Source organism: Cupriavidus sp. CuC1 (genome assembly GCF_044627735.1).
In the GTDB taxonomy this organism is placed as follows: Bacteria; Pseudomonadota; Gammaproteobacteria; order Burkholderiales; family Burkholderiaceae; genus Cupriavidus; species Cupriavidus ulmosensis.
This window is the reverse complement of the sequence record NZ_JBIUHC010000021.1, coordinates 26,453-41,915: the sequence shown is the minus strand read 5'-3', so window position 1 is coordinate 41,915 and position 15,463 is coordinate 26,453. Positions and strand designations below refer to the sequence as shown.

Below are 15,463 nucleotides of genomic sequence, written 5' to 3'. Positions count from 1 at the left end.
GCGGGTTATCGAATCAGGGAGAACACCATGGACGAGATTGATGATCTGTCCGATCTGCCGATGCCCCGCTTTATCTGGGGCTTCGCGATCTTTACGCCCAAGGGCGGCGAGGTCATGCATGACGAATTTGAATATCTGACCCACACTCGCGCGCCCCGCTTCACCTGCCGGGTGGTCGAACTGGAAGACATGCCGGTCGACAGCGAGGAAAGCGGCATCGACGGGCGCATCGTGCATTACGACGAGCCCGGCCGCCTGTTCTACATTTCCGATGCCGGCATCGCGCTGGTGAACTTTGAGCTGTTCGACAAAGTGCCGGAGAAGCAAAAACTCAAGAAAATCTGCGACGAAGCCATCGAAAACTGGATGCTTCGCCGCGATTTCCTCGACTCGGAAGAAGGCGAAGAGGACTGAGCGCCCTTTGCTCCACCCCGGGGGGATGACGGCCACAGGCCGTGGTCCCCAGGAGCGGTCCCCGCGGCCGCTCCGTTCCTTTCGCCCAGGCGTGCCTCGCCGCGGGCAACCGCGCTGCCCCGATTTCCCCCCCTCTCCGTGCTCGTCAGCCCCGTCCTACACCGCAAGCGGAACGTGCCGGACACCGCGCCAAATCCGCTCTACCTATAGTGGAACCGTGGAAAACAGATAGGAAAGGAAGGAGATCATGCCCTACATTCTCGCCTGGCTACTCGGTGTCCCCGCCTTTGTATTGCTGCTGATCTGGCTGTTCGTGCATTGAGCGTTTGCCCTCGCTCAGACAGGAACGGCATCCGGGAGACAACCCTGAAAACCCCTGAACAGCAAAACGCCCGCTGAAACCCAGCGGGCGTTTTGCTTGCTTCCATCTTGCTACGGTCCTGCGTACCACACTGTTCGCGTGGACAAAAACGCACAAATCAGTGCTTCATGCCCACCCTGCCAGCGTGCTGCAATCAGGCTGCCGCGTCTTCCTGCGGCAGGCCGCGTTCCAGCGCTTCCTTCAGCAGGCCGCTCATGCCACCGGCATGCGCCGGTGCAAGTGCCTGCAAGCGCTTCACCAGTTCGGCATCCAGCTTGCAGGCAAACGGCACCAGGCCTTGTTCCTGGTCGAGCCGGCGCTGTTCGCGACGATCGACCTTGGCCGGGCCGGTATCACGGCCGGCACGGACCGCGGCGGACAGCTTCAGGCTGTTTGCGAGTTTCAAGGCTTTGTTCTTTTCGAGGTCGGTCTTTTTCACGGCTTGTTCCGCTAGAGTCTGTCTGGGGCGGTATTGTACGCAGGTCGGCAGGAGGGCTCGCCTTTGCGTCGCGCACACGGCGCGATACACGGCGTGATACCTTCTGCCCGGCCCCGCATTGCGTCACCGCGCCAGCCCCCTACTGCGCGTCCCTCACCTCGATCAAGTCCGCCGCCACCCGCTCGATCTCCGCGTAGACGGGAAGCGCCTCGTCGGGGCCGGTGCATCCGACGCCGGTCGCGCTGGATGCGTCCGCGCCCAGCGGATGAAACACAAAGGCCATGCCTGGCTGCCACCTCGGATCGTTCTTCAGGCTTTCATTGAGGATGGCCAGGTACTGGCTGCGAGTGAACACGTGTTTTGACATCTTCACCTCCGATGATTTGTCGGGATCGTAGCATGGCGCGCGGCCCGATTCGGGTGAGCCTCGATTCACGCGCGCCCCCATGCGTGCGATGATCCCGTTGCATTTGCCGCAATTGAGCCCTTCCCGATGCAACATCGGTGCCTCATCGATACCGCGTCGATAAGACATTGCCAAGACAACGATAAGACAAAGGACGAGACAAATGATACGTAGCACTTTGCCGGTGCTGGCGGTCGCGCTGCTGGCCGCCTGCGCGGCCCCGGCCAACACGCAAAATACCGCACCGCTCACGACCGGCTTCTCCGCCACGCAACTGGACAGCATGAGCGCACGCGTGCGTGCCGATATCGAGCAAGGCCGCATTCCCGGCGCCGTGTACCTGGTCGCCCGCAACGGCGGCATCGTCAACACGCAGGCCATTGGCTGGCAGGACACGGCACGCAAGGTGCCGATGCGCCCGGACTCGATCTTCCGCATCTACTCGATGAGCAAGCCGATCGTCTCGGTGGCGGTGATGATGATGGTCGAGGACGGCCGCGTACAGCTGGCCGACCCGGTGTCGAAGTACCTGCCCGAGCTCAAGGGCCTGCGCGTTGGCGTGGAGAAGACCGACGCTGCCGGCAAGCCTGTGCTGGAACTCGTGCCCGCCCAGCGCGAGATGACCGTGCAGGACCTGCTGCGCCACACCTCGGGCCTGACCTACGGCGTCTTCGGCAAGTCCCTGGTCAAGGAGGAATACAAGCGCCTGGACGTGGACGCCACCGAACAAAGCAATACCGAATTCATCGCCCGTCTGGCCAAGGTGCCGCTGCAGTTCCAGCCCGGCACCACCTGGGAATACAGCCGCTCCACCGATGTGCTGGGCGCCCTGCTCGAGCGCGTGTCGGGCCAGACGCTGGCCACGCATCTGCAGCAGCGGATCTTTACGCCATTGCAGATGAAGGACACCGGGTTCTGGGTGCCTCCGGCTCAGCAAGGCCGCATCGCGGAGCCCTTTGCCATCGATCCCGACAGCAAGGTGCCGGTCGGGCTGATCGACGTACGTCGCGCCCCGAAGCTTGAATCGGGTGGCGGCGGCTTGGTGTCGACCGCGGCCGACTACTTCCGCTTTGCCCAGATGCTGCTCAATGGCGGCGAGATCGACGGGGTGCGCCTGCTGTCGCCGAAAACGGTCGCCTACATGACGGCCGACCACCTTGGCACCATCGGCGCCCGTTCCCTGGCGCGCGGCGCGGCCTACCTGCCGGGGCCGGGTTATGGCTTCGGCCTGGGTTTCGGCACACGCACGGGCACCGGCGAATCGGCCACGCCGGGATCGGTCGGGGACTACTACTGGGGTGGGGTCGGAGGCACCTACTTCTGGGTCGACCCGAAGGAGAAGACCGTGGCGATCTGGATGATGCAGGCGCCGGGGCAGCGCGAGTATTACCGCGCGTGGTTCAGGAACACGGTGTACAGCGCCATGACGCCGTGATGCCGTGATGCCGTGATGCCGTGATGCCGTGATGCCGTGATGCCTTGATGCCGTGATGCCATGGCGCCGTGATGAAGCGCCGCTGTGGCAGCCCGCAGCCACAGCGGCTGGCGGCGCCTACCGCGCCCGACCGAACCCTACAGCGCAGTAACCGACTCGCCCGGCACCAGGCCGTTGATGATGTCCTCGCCGAACTTCACGGCACCGCGGCGCGCGGTGCCGATATTGTCCCAGGGCGCGGCGCTGAGGCGGAACACGCGCGAGCGCTCGGTCCCCGGCTCATGCCCCTCGCGGCAGATCACCACCGACGCGTTGAAGCTGCGATCCGGCCGGCGCTCGGGCCAGGTGCGTTCCGCCTGGTGGCGATAGATCAACGGGTAGAGATCGAAGCCCTTGTAGCGGGTGAAAGGTCCAGTGTCCAACTTGCGCTCCCCTATTGATGGTGGGTGGGTGGATGCGGCCCGCCGGCGCCGCGCTTCCACGATTTCGCCCCGCCCTGTTGCCGGGCGGTGGCGGCAATGCCTTCAAACCGGTCAGCCAGCGTCAGTCCGCGTCGTCCGCGGGCTGCATCGACCAGCCTGGTCCCTTGCCGTTCTTGTCGCTCTCGTGGCGCCAGCGGCAGCCGCAGTCGGCACAGGTGTAAGTGGCAAAGGTGATCGCGGGCTGGCCGCGCGGCTTGATGCGCTGCGTATCGGTCAGCAGCAGCCGGGGATGCCCCGTGCCGCCAGTCGAGCCGGGCCGTATCTGCGCACAGGCCTCGCACATGCTCATCATCGCTCCCGCGCCTCGCGCATGCAGCCACCGCGTGGGCCGCTGCGCGCCGGCTGTGTCAATGCTGCGCGGCCCATGCCGCGCGTAGCGGCTATTTATCCGCCGCCATTGCCTTGAGCTGCGCGTCGCCAGCCACGCGCGCCGCGTCCGACGTGGTGAAGGTATCGTCCGAAACAATGGTGCGCTTGACCAGCTGCGCAGCGAAGTCGACCAGGGTGATCACCCATACGTAGCGCCCGGCCTGCGGCGCTGTCTGGACAATTGCCTGAAGATGCGGCGTGGAATCCTTAGCCATGATGCTCCTCCGGAGAATCGGATCAGGCCACTGTAGCACGAGTTGCGCAGGAGGCGGCCGCAACGCCGGTGCCCCGCGCGGGTCAGACCACCTGCAGCTCGCGCAGCGTTTCCAGGTCGGCCGGCGTCAGGCCAAGTTCGCCATAGAACGCCGCGTTGTGCTCGCCCACCGCGGGGCCGCTGCGGGGCGCAGGCGGCGCATGGCCGGAAAACCTCGGCACCATGCAGGGCGCGGGAATCGAGCCGAGATCGGGGTCAGGCAAGCGGACGACCGCGCCGCGCGCCAGAAAATGTGGATCCTCCAGGATATCGACAATGGTGAAGATCTTGCTGAACGGGATCTCGTGCACGCCCAGCGCCTGCGCCACGGCCGCGTAGTCATGCGTGGCAAACCAGGCCTTGACGGCAGCGTCGAGCGCATCGAGATGGCGTACTCGCTCCGGGTTGCTGGCATAGCGCGGATCGTCGGCCATGGCCGGATCGCCGATGGCATGGCAAAGCCGGCGGAAGATCGGGTCCGACGAGGCCACCAGCGATACCCAGTGCCCGTCCGCCGTGGCGTACATATTGGACGGCGCGGTGTAGGTGGCGCGATTGCCCGCGCGATTGTGCACCTGCCCCAGTTGCTCGTACTCCACGGCCAGCGGCTCCAGCAGGCGGAACAGTGCTTCGGTAGCCGACAAGTCGATCTCGCGCCCGCGCGCCTCGTTGCCATGCGCCTGCGCGCGGCGGCTGTCGGCCACCGCCGCCGCGATCGAGAACGCGCCGAACAGGCCGGCCACCATGTCGCCCATCGGATAGTTCATGTGCATGGGGGAGCCCGACGGGTCGCCCGCCAGGTTGGTGAACCCGCTCATCGCCTCGAACACGCGTGCAAAGCCGGCGCGCCCGGCATACGGCCCGGTCTGGCCAAAACCGGTCAGGTGCAGGATCGTCAGGCTCGGATTGGCCGCGCGCAGGGTCTCGGCGTCGAGGCCCCAGCGGTCCAGCGTGCCGGTGCGGAAATTCTCCACCAGCACATCGAACTGCGGCAGCATCTTGAGGAACAGCGCGCGCCCTTGCGGCTTGCGCACGTCCAGCGTGATGCCGCGCTTGCCGCGGTTGGTGACCTTCCAGTACAGCGGCAACTTGCCCTTCACCGGCGCGAGCCCGCGCAGCGGATCGGTACCATTGGGCAACTCGAGCTTGACGACGTCCGCGCCCATGTCCGCGCACAGCGTGCTGGCAAATGGCGCGGCTACCACCGTAGCCATGTCGAGGATGCGCACACCGGCAAGCGGTCCGTTCTGCCGCGCGGCGGGCGCGTCTTGATCTGTGTGGTTCATGATGGTGCCGAGGAGATGTTGTTGTGTGGTGGAAGATGGCTCAGGGCCGCATGCCGATCTTGAAAATGCGCCGCGCCAGCGTGGCGCGATGCAGCTCCGATGCGCCGTCGTAAATGCGGAATGGCCGCAGCTCGCGCTGGATCATCGAGACCGGCGTATCGTCGGAAATCCCTTGCGCGCCCATGATTTGCACAGCACGGTCCGCCACGCGCCACACGGCTTCCGACACAAAGACCTTGGTCATGGCCGACTCGTGCTTGACCGATTCGCCTGCGTCCATGCGCATGGCGCAATCGCGCACCATCAGCCGGCTGGCGTGCAGGTCGATATGCGAATCCGCCACCATGGCCTGGATCTGCTGGAGCTCGCACAAACGCTGCCCGAACGAATCGCGCTGCGCGGCATAGCGCTGGGCGATTTCCATGGCGCGCGAGGCCCGGCCGACAAAGCGCATGCAGTGCGACAGCCTGGCGGGCTCCAGGCGCGCCTGCGCATAGTCGAAGCCCTTGCCCGGCTCGCCCAGCACGGCGTCGTCCGGCACCACGCATTGGGCCAGCAAGATCTCGCCGTGCCCACCGATCTGGTAGCCGTCCATGCCAGCGATATTGCGCACCAGCCGGTAGCCCGGGTTATCGGCATCCACCAGGAACATCGTGGCGCCGTCTTCCGTGCGTGCGAGCACGATAGCGAAGGCCGCGCCCACCGCGCCGCTGATAAACCACTTGTGCCCGTTCAGCACCCAGTTGCCATTCGCGCGCTCGGCAATGGTGCGCAGCATGCCGGGATCGGAGCCCGCGCCGGGCGCCGGCTCGGTCATTGCAAAGCAGGAACGGATCTCGCCGCGGATCAGCGGCATCAGGTACTTGCGCTGCTGCGCCGGCGTGCCTTGCTGCAGCAGGTTGATCATATTGGGCTGGTCGGGCGGCGCGCAATTGAGCGCGGGCGCGCCGAGAAAGCTGCGCCCCGTTTCCTCCAGCACTTGCGCACGCTCGCTCCAGTTCAAGCCAAGGCCGCCGTATTCGCGCGGCAAGTGCGGGGCGTAGATGCCGGCCTCGCGTGCGCGCGCTTGCAAGCCGCGCGTGACCGCGTCAAGCCGCACTACGTCGTGGGCCAGCGCTGAGTCCTCGCTGGGGATGGCATGCGCCTCGACGAAGCGGCGCACCGCCTCGCGTAGTTCGGTGAGGCGCGTATCGGTTGGGCTGTCCGGGTGCGATGGCATGGTCGACATCGCGCTTAGTCCAGTGTGGTGCCGGTCGACTTCACCAGCGCGCCCCACCATGCCGTATCGCTGCGGATCAGCGCGGCGAACTGCTCGGGCGTGTTGCCGACCGGCTCCGCACCGAGGTCCACCAGGCGCTTGCGAATCTGCGGCTTGGCCAGGATCTTCACGGTCGCGTCATGCAGCTTGGCGATGATCGGGCGCGGCGTGCCGGCCGGCGCCATCAGCCCCTTCCACGCCGTCACCACATAGCCCTTGAGCCCGGCCTCCTCGACCGTCGGCACATCGGGCAAGGCGCTGGCGCGCTTGTCGCTGGCTACCGCCAAGGCACGCAGGCGCCCCGATTGCACATACGGCAGCAACGCCGGCATGTTGTCGATCATCAGCGTGATATGCCCGGCGATGAGGTCGGCCACCGCGGGGCCGCTGCCCTTGTACGGTACGTGCTGCAGCTTGATGCCGGCGGAATGGTTCAGCAACTCGCCCGCGAGTTGCGCCGGGGAGCCGTTGCCCGGCGAGCCAAAGCTGAGCTGCTCGGGCTTGCTCTTGGCATAGGCGATGAACTCCTTGAGGTTGCGCGCCGGCACCGAAGGGTTGACCACCATCAGGTTGTGCTCGCGCGCCAGCATCGTGACCGGCGCGAGGTCGCGCAGCGGGTCATAGGACATGCGCGCGTAAAGGCTGGGATTGATCACGGTGGGACCGGCCGCGGCCAGCAGCAGCGTATAGCCGTCCGGCGCCGCCTTGGCCACCGCATCGCCGCCGATATTGCCACCCGCGCCAGCCTTGTTCTCAACGACCACGGTCTGGCCGAGTTCGTCCTTCAATTGCTCGGCCAGCAAGCGCGCCAGCGTATCGGTGGACCCACCCGGCGGGAACGGCACGACCAGGCGGATCACTTTAGCGGGATAGGCTGCCTCGGCAAGCGCAGGTTGCGCAAGCCCGAGCAGGGTCAGCAGGACGGAGCCCGCGGCAAGCATGGTTTTCAACATGGTGTCTCCTTGACGGAATGACGCCACCTGGCATGATGGCCGGCGGCTGTTCTGTGTCGTTCTGATGGCCCGCTGGCCTCTACGCCTTGCCGGCCGCCGCCTGCGCCAGCGTGCGCTTGGCGATGTTGAGCTGGTGGATCTGGCTGGTGCCTTCGTACAGGCGGAACAGGCGCACATCGCGATAGAAGCGCTCGATGCCGAAGTCCGCGATATAGCCGTAGCCGCCAAACATCTGCACGCAGCGATCCGCCACGCGCCCGCACATCTCGGAGGCGAAGTACTTGCACATCGAGGCCTGCATGGTCACGTCCTCACCGCGATCGCGCTGGCGCGCTGTCTCCATGATCAGCGCGCGCGCAGCAAAGATCTCGGTCTGGCAATCGGCGATCATCGCCTGCACCAGCTGGAATTCCGCCAGCGGCTGGCCGAACTGCTTGCGCTCGGTGACGAAGCGGATCGCTTCATCCAGCATGCGGATGGCCGGCCCGGTGCACAGCGCGGCCAGGTGGATGCGCTGCTTGTTGAGCACCTTCATCGCGGTGCGAAAGCCCTGCCCTTCCTCGCCCCCGATCAGGTTGGCGGCGGGCACGCGGCAATCGTTGAAGTGCACCGCCGAGACCGGCGAGCCCTCTTGCCCCATCTTGCGATACGGCTGCCCGGTGGTCAGGCCCGGCGTGCCGCGCTCCACGATGAATGCCGAGATGCCGGCGGCCCCGCTGCGCGCGGGATCGGTGCGCGCCATGACCGTGAACAAGCCAGCAAGGGGGGCGTTGGTGATGAAGCACTTGGTGCCGTTGAGCACATAGTGGTCGCCGTCGCGCCGCGCGCAAGTCGTCAACGCCGTGGCATCCGAGCCGGCCTCCGGCTCGGTCAGCGCGAACGATCCGGTCAGCTCGCCACTGGCGAGCAAGGGCAGGTAGCGGCGCTTCTGCTCGGGCGTGCCATCCGCCACCAGCGCTTCCGAGCCAATGCCGGTATTGGTGCCCACCCGCGCGCGGAAGGCCACCGAGCACTGGGACAACTCCAGCGCCGCCAGCACGAGTTCCTCGGTCGTCATGCCGGCGCCGCCGTACGCCTCGGGAATCGAAAAACCGAACAAGCCCAGCTCGGCCATTTCCTTTACCAGCGCTTCGGGTATTGCATCGAGCGCGGCCACCTCGGCCTCGCGCGGCACCAGCCGCTCGCGCACGAAACGCCGCAATTCGGCCAGGAAGGCCTGAAAGGCGTCCGGTTCCCTGATCATCTGTCTTGCTCCATCCGGTAAGTGCCGCCGGGATCGGCTGCGTGGAAACCAGCCTAGCAAGCAGTGCCTGAAAAGCGGATCGATGTTTCGCTATCTTGAACGCGAGGCGTGCCCGGAATGCCCGGCGATGGCTATGATGGATGCGTATCCCGGCCCTGCGGCGCAGCCCATGCTCCGCCTTTGAACTGTCTTCCTCTCACGCCCGATGCCGCCCCGCCCCCATCATCCGGACCCCGCCTTCGCCACCACGCTGGCGCACGGCCTGGCGCTGCTGCAGTGCTTTCGCGTAGGCGAGCCCGTCATGAGCAACAAGCAGCTGGTTGCGCGCACCGGGCTGTCCAAGGCCACCATCAGCCGCCTGACGTACACGCTGGCGGCGCGCGGGCTGTTGCTCTACGACACCGAGCTGCGCCGCTACCGGCTGGGCTCCACCGCGCTCTCGCTTGGCTACCCGCTGTTGGCCAGCCTCAAGGTCAGGCAGCTCGCGCGCCCGCTGATGAAGCAGCTCGCCGACGAAGTGGGCGGCTCGGTCTCGCTGGGCCTGCGCGACCGGCTGCAAATGGTCTACGTGGAAACCAGCCGCGGGCACGACGCCATCGCCTTCCGGCCCGATATCGGCGCCTCGCTGCCCATGCTCCCCACCGCCATCGGACGCGCCTGGCTCTGCCAGGCGCCGCCCGGCGAGCGCGATCCGGTGCTGGCTGCGCTGCGCGCCAGCGATGCCGGGCAATGGCACGCGCACGCCGCCGCGCTGGAAGCCGCGGCGCACGATTTCGCCACGCTCGGCTTCTGCCAGTCGCGCGGGGAATGGCAGCGCGACGTGCATGCCGTGGCCGTGCCGATGCGTGCCGAGATCGACGGCGAGATACTGGTCTTCAATTGCGGGGCGCCAAGCGCCAGGATGACGCCACGAAAGCTCGAACGCGAAATGGGTCCCAGGCTGCTGCGGATGGTGCGGCGCGTGGAGACCGCGTTGGGGATCGCGTGATGGCATCGACGCCTTCGCGCGGCACGCCCGTGGCCAACGAGCGCGACACCGGCGACCGCCAGTTCGCCACCACGCTCGCGCACGGCATCGATATCCTGCTGGCCTACCGTCCTGGCGAATCCCTGCTCGGCAACAAGGATTTTGCACAACGCACCGGCCAGTCCCGGTCGGCCGTGGCCAGGCTCACGCACACGCTGACCGTGCTCGGCTACCTGCGCCGCGACGCCACGCAGGCCAAGTATCGGCTTGGCGCGCCCGTGCTCTCGCTCGGCTATCCGCTGCTGGCCAGCATGCATATCCGCCAGATTGCCCGGCCATTGATGAAAGAACTCGCCGATCGCGTCGGCGGCGCGGTGTCGCTAGGCATGCGCGACCGCACGCAGATGATCTATGTGGAGACCGCCCGCTCCACCGACAGCCTCGTCGTCACACCGGACATCGGCGCCGCGCTGCCCATGCTCACCACCGCCATCGGCAAGGCCTGGCTATGCAAGGCGCCCGCCGAAGAGCGCGACAGCGTGCTCAATCGCCTGCGCCTGCAGGACCCGGATGCCTTCCTGGCCTTCCAGCCGCAGTTCCCCCGCCTGCGGCAGGATTTCGAGGCCAAGGGCTACTGCGTGAACCGTGGCGAATGGCGCAGCGATGTCTATGGCTTTGCCGTGCCGCTGTTCCGGCCAGTGGACTCGCAATGGATGATCTTTAACTGCGGGGTATCGGCACCGGCCGGGCCATTCGCCGCGCGCGAGCGGGAAGTCGCCCCGCAGTTGCTGGACCTGGCGCGAAACGTGGAGAGGCTGCTGGGGATGCGGTGAGAAGGCGGGAGCAGCTCAATGCTCGAAATCCAGCCCGCCAAGCAGCACGGTAGGGTCCGCCTGCGAGCGCGTCCCGAAATCGATCTGCCGGGGCGTTTGCCACGCGCGCATCTTGCCCGGAAGGGCAGCGAGATAGTGCTCGAATTTTTCCGCGCCACCGGCAGCGAACAGCGCTTCCACCTCAAGCCCGTCCCACGACAGGTAGACGTTCAACTGCTGCGCGAACCGCCGCGGCTCATCGAACGGTTCGCCGCAAAGGTGGACGCGCGCCGCCCGGCCAGGCCTCTCGTCCGGCACCACCGCGACCTGAATGCGGCCCTTGAACAAATCCGTGATCGTCTGGGCGATGCGCGGGGCCAACTCCGCATTGAAGCGCGCTGCAATGTCTTGGCTCACTGAATGTCTCATCCCGATTTTTTATCGATCGTAGCACGGCGCGTTCGCCGCGACGGCCTCGGGAATGCTCGCGGATCGCCACGTGCGCCAGAACTCACAAGCACGAAGGCCCGCCATAAAACTCAGGTTGACCCCGCCGTGCGCCGACCTATACTGAAGATCTGCCGACTGAGACACGCAGTAGCAAAGCGAAGGTAAGCGGCAGATGATCCTCTGGCCAACATGGCAGTGAGATCAAGCAAGCCGATTAGGCTTGCAAGTCCGAACCGGATCCCAATGAGTTTGCCGACCCGGTTCGGTCCCCTCCCCCTCAACCGTGGGAGATTAAAAAAGCACCTGCGACAGGTGCTTTTTCTATGCATGGGGAGCCCACCTGATGCCAGGACTCCAGATGCACGTGGTGGCCCCTACGTGGTGCCCCGATGTGGTGCCCCGATGTAGTGCCCCTGAAACCTGCCCCGGAAATAGAAAAAGCCCTTGAGTATCAAGGGCTTTTTCCGTTGTTCTGGCGGAGAGACGGGGATTCGAACCCCGGATAGGCTATTAACCCACCGTCGAAAAAGGTATTTCCCGCTTATAAATCAACAACTTACAAGCGGGAACCCGGGTCATAGGTTTCCTAGTCTCCTTTGCGTAAGTGCCTGTTTACACTAGGTTTACGAAAAGCTTATGACCCACGTCTTGACGGGGCGCGCACAGCACCCAAGGGCTGCGGTACGATAGCGTCAAAATGACCGGGAGAACACAATGCTGGTAAGAACACTCGTTGCGGGCCTCGCCCTTTCCAGCCTGGCCGCATGCACCACGCCGATGGCATACACCGACAAGCCGATGACGCCCTTCGACCGGGACACCGAGTATGCGGTCGAGGATACCCCGGGCGGCTTTGCGCTCACCGTCAACTACGGCCGGTACCAGTTCATCCCCGAATCCGCCGCGGTGGCCACGGCATGTAAGGCTGCGCTCACCAGCGTGGCGCACGACGTGGCACAACGGAAGGGTCGCCAGATCGAGCAGGTGAACGAGCAACGGATAAAGCTCTCGATTGGCCGGAACGGGTTTAGCGGTGTCACGTCCTGTTCTGCCACCGCACCTATCGCCTGGAAGGGTTGACGGTCAGGCCGATAGGTAGACGCCGCGCTCGGCCCGGCGGCGAATGGTCAGCCCATTGACGACCCGGCCGCCAGCCTTGTTCCAGAGCAGGAACGCATTGGCAGCGGCCTGCCACTCCCCGTCGTTGGTCTTCCGCTTCACCGTGCTGGCGTTGAAGGCGCCCAGGCCGATGTTGTACGCTAGGCTGCCACACGCCGCGGCGCGCTCCGGCGGCTCCAGCCAGAGCATGGGAGCACGGTGGTAGACCCCCAGCAGAAACTGCGCGACGCGCATACGCAGCACCGATTCAGCCTGCGCCTGGGTCCAGACCATGCCCTCCTTGACCCCGAGCGTCTCGCCGTAGCCGATGGTCCAGATCCCGGCCACGTCCTGATAGGCAGTCAGCCGGCAGCCCTCGAACCGCATGATGAGGGTGACCAGCAACTCGAGGGCGGCTTTCACTTGCGGCCTTTCTCGAAGCAGCGGCCGACGAACCAGAAGCCCAGGATGCCGGACAGCATCGCGGCGTCGTCAGGGCCATAGATCTTCAGGATGGCGTCCCAGCTATTCAGACCGGACTTGTACGCCACCATGAACATCGCCCACTTGGCGAGACCGTACAGCGCCAGCATGTAATAGGTGGTGATCGGTCGCACCAGGAAGTTGAGCGCGTCGACGAACTTGATCCCCGTGATCTGCATCTGGGCCTTGAGCGCCTCGGCCTGAGCATCGAGCATGTGGACAATCTGCTCGCTACTGGTCTGCAGCTCGACCTCGGCCTGGTGGTTTGCACCACGCTGTTGTTCGAGCGCGAGTTGCTTGTCCATCATGGCGAGCTCGTGATCGTTGTCGGTGCGTTTGTTCAGGAACGCGAAGACCTCGGGCAGCAGACGGAGTAGGCCGCCGCCGAGCAGGGAAATGATGGAGAGGATCATGATTGCGGCTCCTATTTCTTCCAGCCAAGCCCGACCAGGGCGAAGTACACAAGGCCCCCCATTGCCAGCGAGAGCAGTCCGTAAAAGGTCCATCGCCCGAAGGCGGCGAACTGCTGATTCAGCCATTCGGCGATGCCCTCCTTGACGGCATCTTTGAACGCTGCGTTCTGTTTGAAATCTTCTGGCATATGGGGACCCTGGTATTTGTTTGCTATGCGTACGCTGCGATGCCTCAGTCGCCGCGGCCCTCATCAGGCGGAGGGGTTGCACCGCTCGGCGCCTCTTCATCCTTTCGCTTATTGAATGCCGCCTGGATCTGCGCATTAATGCCATTGACCACAGGGGCGGCCTTTCCATAAGGGACTTGCATCAACCCCTCGTTGATGACTGCCATTTCGGCGCCGGTAAATTCAAAGGTGAGCTTTTCCATCGTTAGGCTCCGATAAGTCCGTGTGTAGTCAGGTCTGCGATCAGCTGCGCGAGTGCTGCCGATGTCTGTGCGAGGGTTGCGGTAGAGCCGTTGAACGCGGCCTTGCTGCCGTTAGAAGCTACCCCCCACCCGGTTTGCCGCGCACCAATGACTTGAAGGCCGCCGTTCTTGATGACAGCGCCCGCGCCGATCAAGCCGAAGTTTCCGGAGGTATCAAACGAAAACAGGTTTGCGCCTGCCATCGTCTGAAGTAGGACATTAGAGTCGGTAAACACGATTCCAAGCGCGGCATTCTGCGCATCGCTGCGCATGCGTGCGACCACGCTGCCACCGCTGCTGTACCAGACGATGCCGTGAGCCTTGAACAACTCGATGGCTTTTCCTTCGCCGCTGGTCGTATCGAGCGCGGTGCTCTGGAAAATGATGCCTTTATCGAAGTTCGCCCCGTTGTTGATAATCGTCATCGCGGCAGAAGCCTTCACAGCTCCCGCCGCACCCGCGCCAGATGCAATACGGAACCCTTCGCTGATCCCCGTATTGTTGGGGGATAGCGGCGTCTGCGTTACTAGCGAGCCGAAGTTTGCAATATCAATCTCAACGCCCTGTGCAGACCCGGCGTTGTTCGCGCCGTTGATGAAGCGGCGTGCCTCGAAGTACCCCGCGTACGCGGTTTGGATCTTCGTCTGATCAGTGTTGTTGTTGATGCCGAACCCGATCACGCCGATACAGCCCATCGAGCCAGGCGTGGCAAAGTCAATCGTCTGCGAGCCACCCAGAATACCGCCTTGACCGATAGACGAAAGAACCACCAGATCGGCGTTCGCTTCGGTATTGACGCGAATAGCTTCCAGCCATGCGGATTGGGCACCAATCTTGGTAGCGTGCCCGTATGTGCCACCTGCGCCGAGTTTGACCACGCGGCCTGTTGATGGGTAGTTCAGCGGCACGCAGAGAGCGCCTGAGCCGACAAACGTCGCGCCGGCTTCGACGATCCAGGTAACGGCCGGGGTCGGGTTCGACGTGAGATTCCAGGTTCCTTTCGGTACGCGCACCTGGCCATTCGCGCCGACTGACGCCGCTGCTGCGCTAAACGCCGAAGTGTCATCAAACGCAGCGCCAATGCCTTTCGCCCCGAACTGCGAAACCGTAGGTGTAGCCCCTTGAAGTTGGAGTTTCCACCGACCACCATCCGTTGCAACGATGATCGTGCCCCCGTTGTCGACGCTGGTCGTGTCGGTCGGGTCGTAGTAGTAGGGGCCGCCGCCACCATCACCAGCGGTGTAGTAACCGGTAGCAAAGACCGATACTGCGGATCCTTTCACCACTGCGCGTAGCAGCACGAGGTTTGCGACGACTGGGGAGGTGACGGAACCGATCGTCAAAGGAAGCGCTATTGGGTTTCCGTTCGCATCAAATCCGAGCGCATTGTTCGCCCGTCCGGGAGCCGAAGGCAGGACCACGCTGGGCGGAACCAAGTCGGAAATCGGGAACTGGACAGCCCGCCCCACCTTTTCTCCCAACTGCTGGATCAGGATCACAGCGCGGTCGAAAGCATCTTCCACTGTCTTCGGGTACCACGGGCCGTTGTTCGGAAGACTGGTCGGTTGCAGATTCTGCAGGGCGCCCGTGACGGTGAGCTTGTAGCCGGCCGCCATTGGGCTACCGGCCTTCGGGTATGTGATTGAGCCACCCGGGCTCACAGTCTGATCTGCGTTGATCGCGACGCTATAGTCAGAATCCAGCACCAGGGTCGATTCAACCCCGGATGTATTCGTCAACGTCACCTGGACGTCGCCTTTGGCAAACACTTTGAAGGCGAACGGAAAGCCGGTCGTCGCACCATCTCCCAGGAACGGGCCGGCTTTGCGCGTTGCGGAGTTGATGGTCATGCGAAACGCTCCTATTGCACTG

20 protein-coding genes are annotated in these 15,463 nt (G+C 64.6%); 5 read left to right on the top strand and 15 right to left on the bottom strand.

The window, feature by feature from the left end:
* Nucleotides 1–27 precede the first annotated feature (27 nt).
* Nucleotides 28–414 (top strand): hypothetical protein, encoded by a 387-nt coding sequence (locus ACGLHR_RS11920; protein ID WP_043347745.1) that lies wholly within the window; start codon nt 28–30, stop codon nt 412–414.
* Nucleotides 415–929: 515 nt separating this feature from the next.
* Here the strand turns inward: ACGLHR_RS11920 and ACGLHR_RS11915 are convergent.
* The gene (locus ACGLHR_RS11915) at nt 930–1,214 is read right to left on the bottom strand and encodes a hypothetical protein (RefSeq protein ID WP_043347749.1); all 285 of its coding nucleotides are present in this window, start codon (nt 1,212–1,214) and stop codon (nt 930–932) included.
* 139 nt (nt 1,215–1,353) lie between these two features.
* Nucleotides 1,354–1,581, bottom strand: coding sequence for a hypothetical protein (locus ACGLHR_RS11910; protein WP_267603748.1), 228 nt, complete (start codon nt 1,579–1,581; stop codon nt 1,354–1,356).
* Between the two features lie 202 nt (nt 1,582–1,783).
* On the opposite strand from ACGLHR_RS11910, the gene ACGLHR_RS11905 reads away from it, so the two are divergent.
* The gene (locus tag ACGLHR_RS11905; RefSeq protein ID WP_400093996.1) at nt 1,784–3,055 is read left to right on the top strand and encodes a serine hydrolase domain-containing protein; all 1,272 of its coding nucleotides are present in this window, start codon (nt 1,784–1,786) and stop codon (nt 3,053–3,055) included.
* Between the two features lie 137 nt (nt 3,056–3,192).
* On the opposite strand, the gene ACGLHR_RS11900 is transcribed toward ACGLHR_RS11905, so the two are convergent.
* The 7 genes from ACGLHR_RS11900 to ACGLHR_RS11870 all read right to left on the bottom strand — a co-directional run bounded on the left by ACGLHR_RS11900 (nt 3,193) and on the right by ACGLHR_RS11870 (nt 8,899).
* Nucleotides 3,193–3,477 (bottom strand): hypothetical protein, encoded by a 285-nt coding sequence (locus ACGLHR_RS11900; protein WP_267603750.1) that lies wholly within the window; start codon nt 3,475–3,477, stop codon nt 3,193–3,195.
* Nucleotides 3,478–3,598: 121 nt separating this feature from the next.
* Complete coding sequence (locus tag ACGLHR_RS11895) at nt 3,599–3,829, bottom strand: hypothetical protein (protein WP_400093994.1); 231 nt, start codon at nt 3,827–3,829, stop codon at nt 3,599–3,601.
* Between the two features lie 88 nt (nt 3,830–3,917).
* The gene (locus tag ACGLHR_RS11890) at nt 3,918–4,121 is read right to left on the bottom strand and encodes a hypothetical protein (RefSeq protein ID WP_006163545.1); all 204 of its coding nucleotides are present in this window, start codon (nt 4,119–4,121) and stop codon (nt 3,918–3,920) included.
* Nucleotides 4,122–4,203: 82 nt separating this feature from the next.
* Nucleotides 4,204–5,445, bottom strand: coding sequence for a CaiB/BaiF CoA transferase family protein (locus ACGLHR_RS11885; RefSeq protein WP_400093992.1), 1,242 nt, complete (start codon nt 5,443–5,445; stop codon nt 4,204–4,206).
* Nucleotides 5,446–5,485: 40 nt separating this feature from the next.
* Nucleotides 5,486–6,664, bottom strand: coding sequence for an acyl-CoA dehydrogenase family protein (locus ACGLHR_RS11880; protein WP_400094048.1), 1,179 nt, complete (start codon nt 6,662–6,664; stop codon nt 5,486–5,488).
* A 14-nt stretch (nt 6,665–6,678) separates the two neighbouring features.
* Entirely contained in the window at nt 6,679–7,656 is a 978-nt protein-coding gene (locus ACGLHR_RS11875) for a Bug family tripartite tricarboxylate transporter substrate binding protein (protein ID WP_400093990.1), read from the bottom strand.
* Between the two features lie 79 nt (nt 7,657–7,735).
* On the bottom strand, nt 7,736–8,899 hold the full coding sequence (locus ACGLHR_RS11870; protein ID WP_400093988.1) for an acyl-CoA dehydrogenase family protein: 1,164 nt from the start codon (nt 8,897–8,899) through the stop codon (nt 7,736–7,738).
* Between the two features lie 205 nt (nt 8,900–9,104).
* Between ACGLHR_RS11870 and ACGLHR_RS11865 the strand changes: the two genes are divergently transcribed.
* Together ACGLHR_RS11865 and ACGLHR_RS11860 are read left to right on the top strand one after the other, a co-directional pair.
* Nucleotides 9,105–9,887, top strand: coding sequence for an IclR family transcriptional regulator (locus ACGLHR_RS11865; RefSeq protein WP_400093987.1), 783 nt, complete (start codon nt 9,105–9,107; stop codon nt 9,885–9,887).
* Nucleotides 9,887–10,699 (top strand): IclR family transcriptional regulator, encoded by an 813-nt coding sequence (locus tag ACGLHR_RS11860; protein WP_400093986.1) that lies wholly within the window; start codon nt 9,887–9,889, stop codon nt 10,697–10,699. The genes ACGLHR_RS11865 and ACGLHR_RS11860 overlap by 1 nt, the downstream gene beginning before the upstream one ends.
* 15 nt (nt 10,700–10,714) lie before the next feature.
* Here the strand turns inward: ACGLHR_RS11860 and ACGLHR_RS11855 are convergent, their stop codons facing one another.
* Nucleotides 10,715–11,095 carry a DUF5594 family protein gene (locus ACGLHR_RS11855; protein ID WP_318231374.1) on the bottom strand — a complete coding sequence of 127 codons (381 nt, stop codon included), beginning with the start codon at nt 11,093–11,095 and terminating at the stop codon, nt 10,715–10,717.
* A 747-nt stretch (nt 11,096–11,842) separates the two neighbouring features.
* On the opposite strand from ACGLHR_RS11855, the gene ACGLHR_RS11850 reads away from it, so the two are divergent.
* Nucleotides 11,843–12,208, top strand: a complete 366-nt coding sequence (locus ACGLHR_RS11850) for a hypothetical protein (RefSeq protein ID WP_400093984.1) — start codon at nt 11,843–11,845, stop codon at nt 12,206–12,208.
* A 3-nt stretch (nt 12,209–12,211) separates the two neighbouring features.
* On the opposite strand, the gene ACGLHR_RS11845 is transcribed toward ACGLHR_RS11850, so the two are convergent.
* Genes ACGLHR_RS11845 through ACGLHR_RS11825 form a run of 5 tightly spaced genes read right to left on the bottom strand, consistent with a single transcriptional unit; the run spans nt 12,212 to nt 15,441 of the window.
* Entirely contained in the window at nt 12,212–12,649 is a 438-nt protein-coding gene (locus ACGLHR_RS11845) for a lysozyme (RefSeq protein ID WP_400093982.1), read from the bottom strand.
* Nucleotides 12,646–13,122, bottom strand: a complete 477-nt coding sequence (locus ACGLHR_RS11840; protein ID WP_400093981.1) for a hypothetical protein — start codon at nt 13,120–13,122, stop codon at nt 12,646–12,648. Before ACGLHR_RS11840 ends, ACGLHR_RS11845 begins: the two co-directional genes overlap by 4 nt.
* Nucleotides 13,123–13,133: 11 nt before the next feature.
* Nucleotides 13,134–13,310 (bottom strand): hypothetical protein, encoded by a 177-nt coding sequence (locus ACGLHR_RS11835; RefSeq protein WP_400093980.1) that lies wholly within the window; start codon nt 13,308–13,310, stop codon nt 13,134–13,136.
* A 44-nt stretch (nt 13,311–13,354) separates the two neighbouring features.
* A complete protein-coding gene (locus ACGLHR_RS11830) occupies nt 13,355–13,552 on the bottom strand; it encodes a hypothetical protein (protein ID WP_400093979.1) in 198 nt (65 codons plus the stop codon).
* Between the two features lie 2 nt (nt 13,553–13,554).
* On the bottom strand, nt 13,555–15,441 hold the full coding sequence (locus ACGLHR_RS11825) for a hypothetical protein (protein WP_400093978.1): 1,887 nt from the start codon (nt 15,439–15,441) through the stop codon (nt 13,555–13,557).
* Nucleotides 15,442–15,463 lie beyond the last annotated feature (22 nt).

Excerpts from the sequence above, each read along its gene's own strand:
- ACGLHR_RS11920 (WP_043347745.1), top strand. The coding sequence starts at position 28 with ATGGACGAGATTGATGATCTGTCCGATCTGCCGATGCCCCGCTTTATC.
- ACGLHR_RS11910 (WP_267603748.1), bottom strand. The coding sequence starts at position 1,581 with ATGTCAAAACACGTGTTCACTCGCAGCCAGTACCTGGCCATCCTCAAT.
- ACGLHR_RS11905 (WP_400093996.1), top strand. The coding sequence starts at position 1,784 with ATGATACGTAGCACTTTGCCGGTGCTGGCGGTCGCGCTGCTGGCCGCC.
- ACGLHR_RS11895 (WP_400093994.1), bottom strand. The coding sequence starts at position 3,829 with ATGATGAGCATGTGCGAGGCCTGTGCGCAGATACGGCCCGGCTCGACT.
- ACGLHR_RS11890 (WP_006163545.1), bottom strand. The coding sequence starts at position 4,121 with ATGGCTAAGGATTCCACGCCGCATCTTCAGGCAATTGTCCAGACAGCG.
- ACGLHR_RS11885 (WP_400093992.1), bottom strand. The coding sequence starts at position 5,445 with ATGAACCACACAGATCAAGACGCGCCCGCCGCGCGGCAGAACGGACCG.
- ACGLHR_RS11880 (WP_400094048.1), bottom strand. The coding sequence starts at position 6,664 with ATGCCATCGCACCCGGACAGCCCAACCGATACGCGCCTCACCGAACTA.
- ACGLHR_RS11875 (WP_400093990.1), bottom strand. The coding sequence starts at position 7,656 with ATGTTGAAAACCATGCTTGCCGCGGGCTCCGTCCTGCTGACCCTGCTC.
- ACGLHR_RS11870 (WP_400093988.1), bottom strand. The coding sequence starts at position 8,899 with ATGATCAGGGAACCGGACGCCTTTCAGGCCTTCCTGGCCGAATTGCGG.
- ACGLHR_RS11865 (WP_400093987.1), top strand. The coding sequence starts at position 9,105 with ATGCCGCCCCGCCCCCATCATCCGGACCCCGCCTTCGCCACCACGCTG.
- ACGLHR_RS11860 (WP_400093986.1), top strand. The coding sequence starts at position 9,887 with ATGGCATCGACGCCTTCGCGCGGCACGCCCGTGGCCAACGAGCGCGAC.
- ACGLHR_RS11850 (WP_400093984.1), top strand. The coding sequence starts at position 11,843 with ATGCTGGTAAGAACACTCGTTGCGGGCCTCGCCCTTTCCAGCCTGGCC.
- ACGLHR_RS11840 (WP_400093981.1), bottom strand. The coding sequence starts at position 13,122 with ATGATCCTCTCCATCATTTCCCTGCTCGGCGGCGGCCTACTCCGTCTG.
- ACGLHR_RS11835 (WP_400093980.1), bottom strand. The coding sequence starts at position 13,310 with ATGCCAGAAGATTTCAAACAGAACGCAGCGTTCAAAGATGCCGTCAAG.
- ACGLHR_RS11830 (WP_400093979.1), bottom strand. The coding sequence starts at position 13,552 with ATGGAAAAGCTCACCTTTGAATTTACCGGCGCCGAAATGGCAGTCATC.
- ACGLHR_RS11825 (WP_400093978.1), bottom strand. The coding sequence starts at position 15,441 with ATGACCATCAACTCCGCAACGCGCAAAGCCGGCCCGTTCCTGGGAGAT.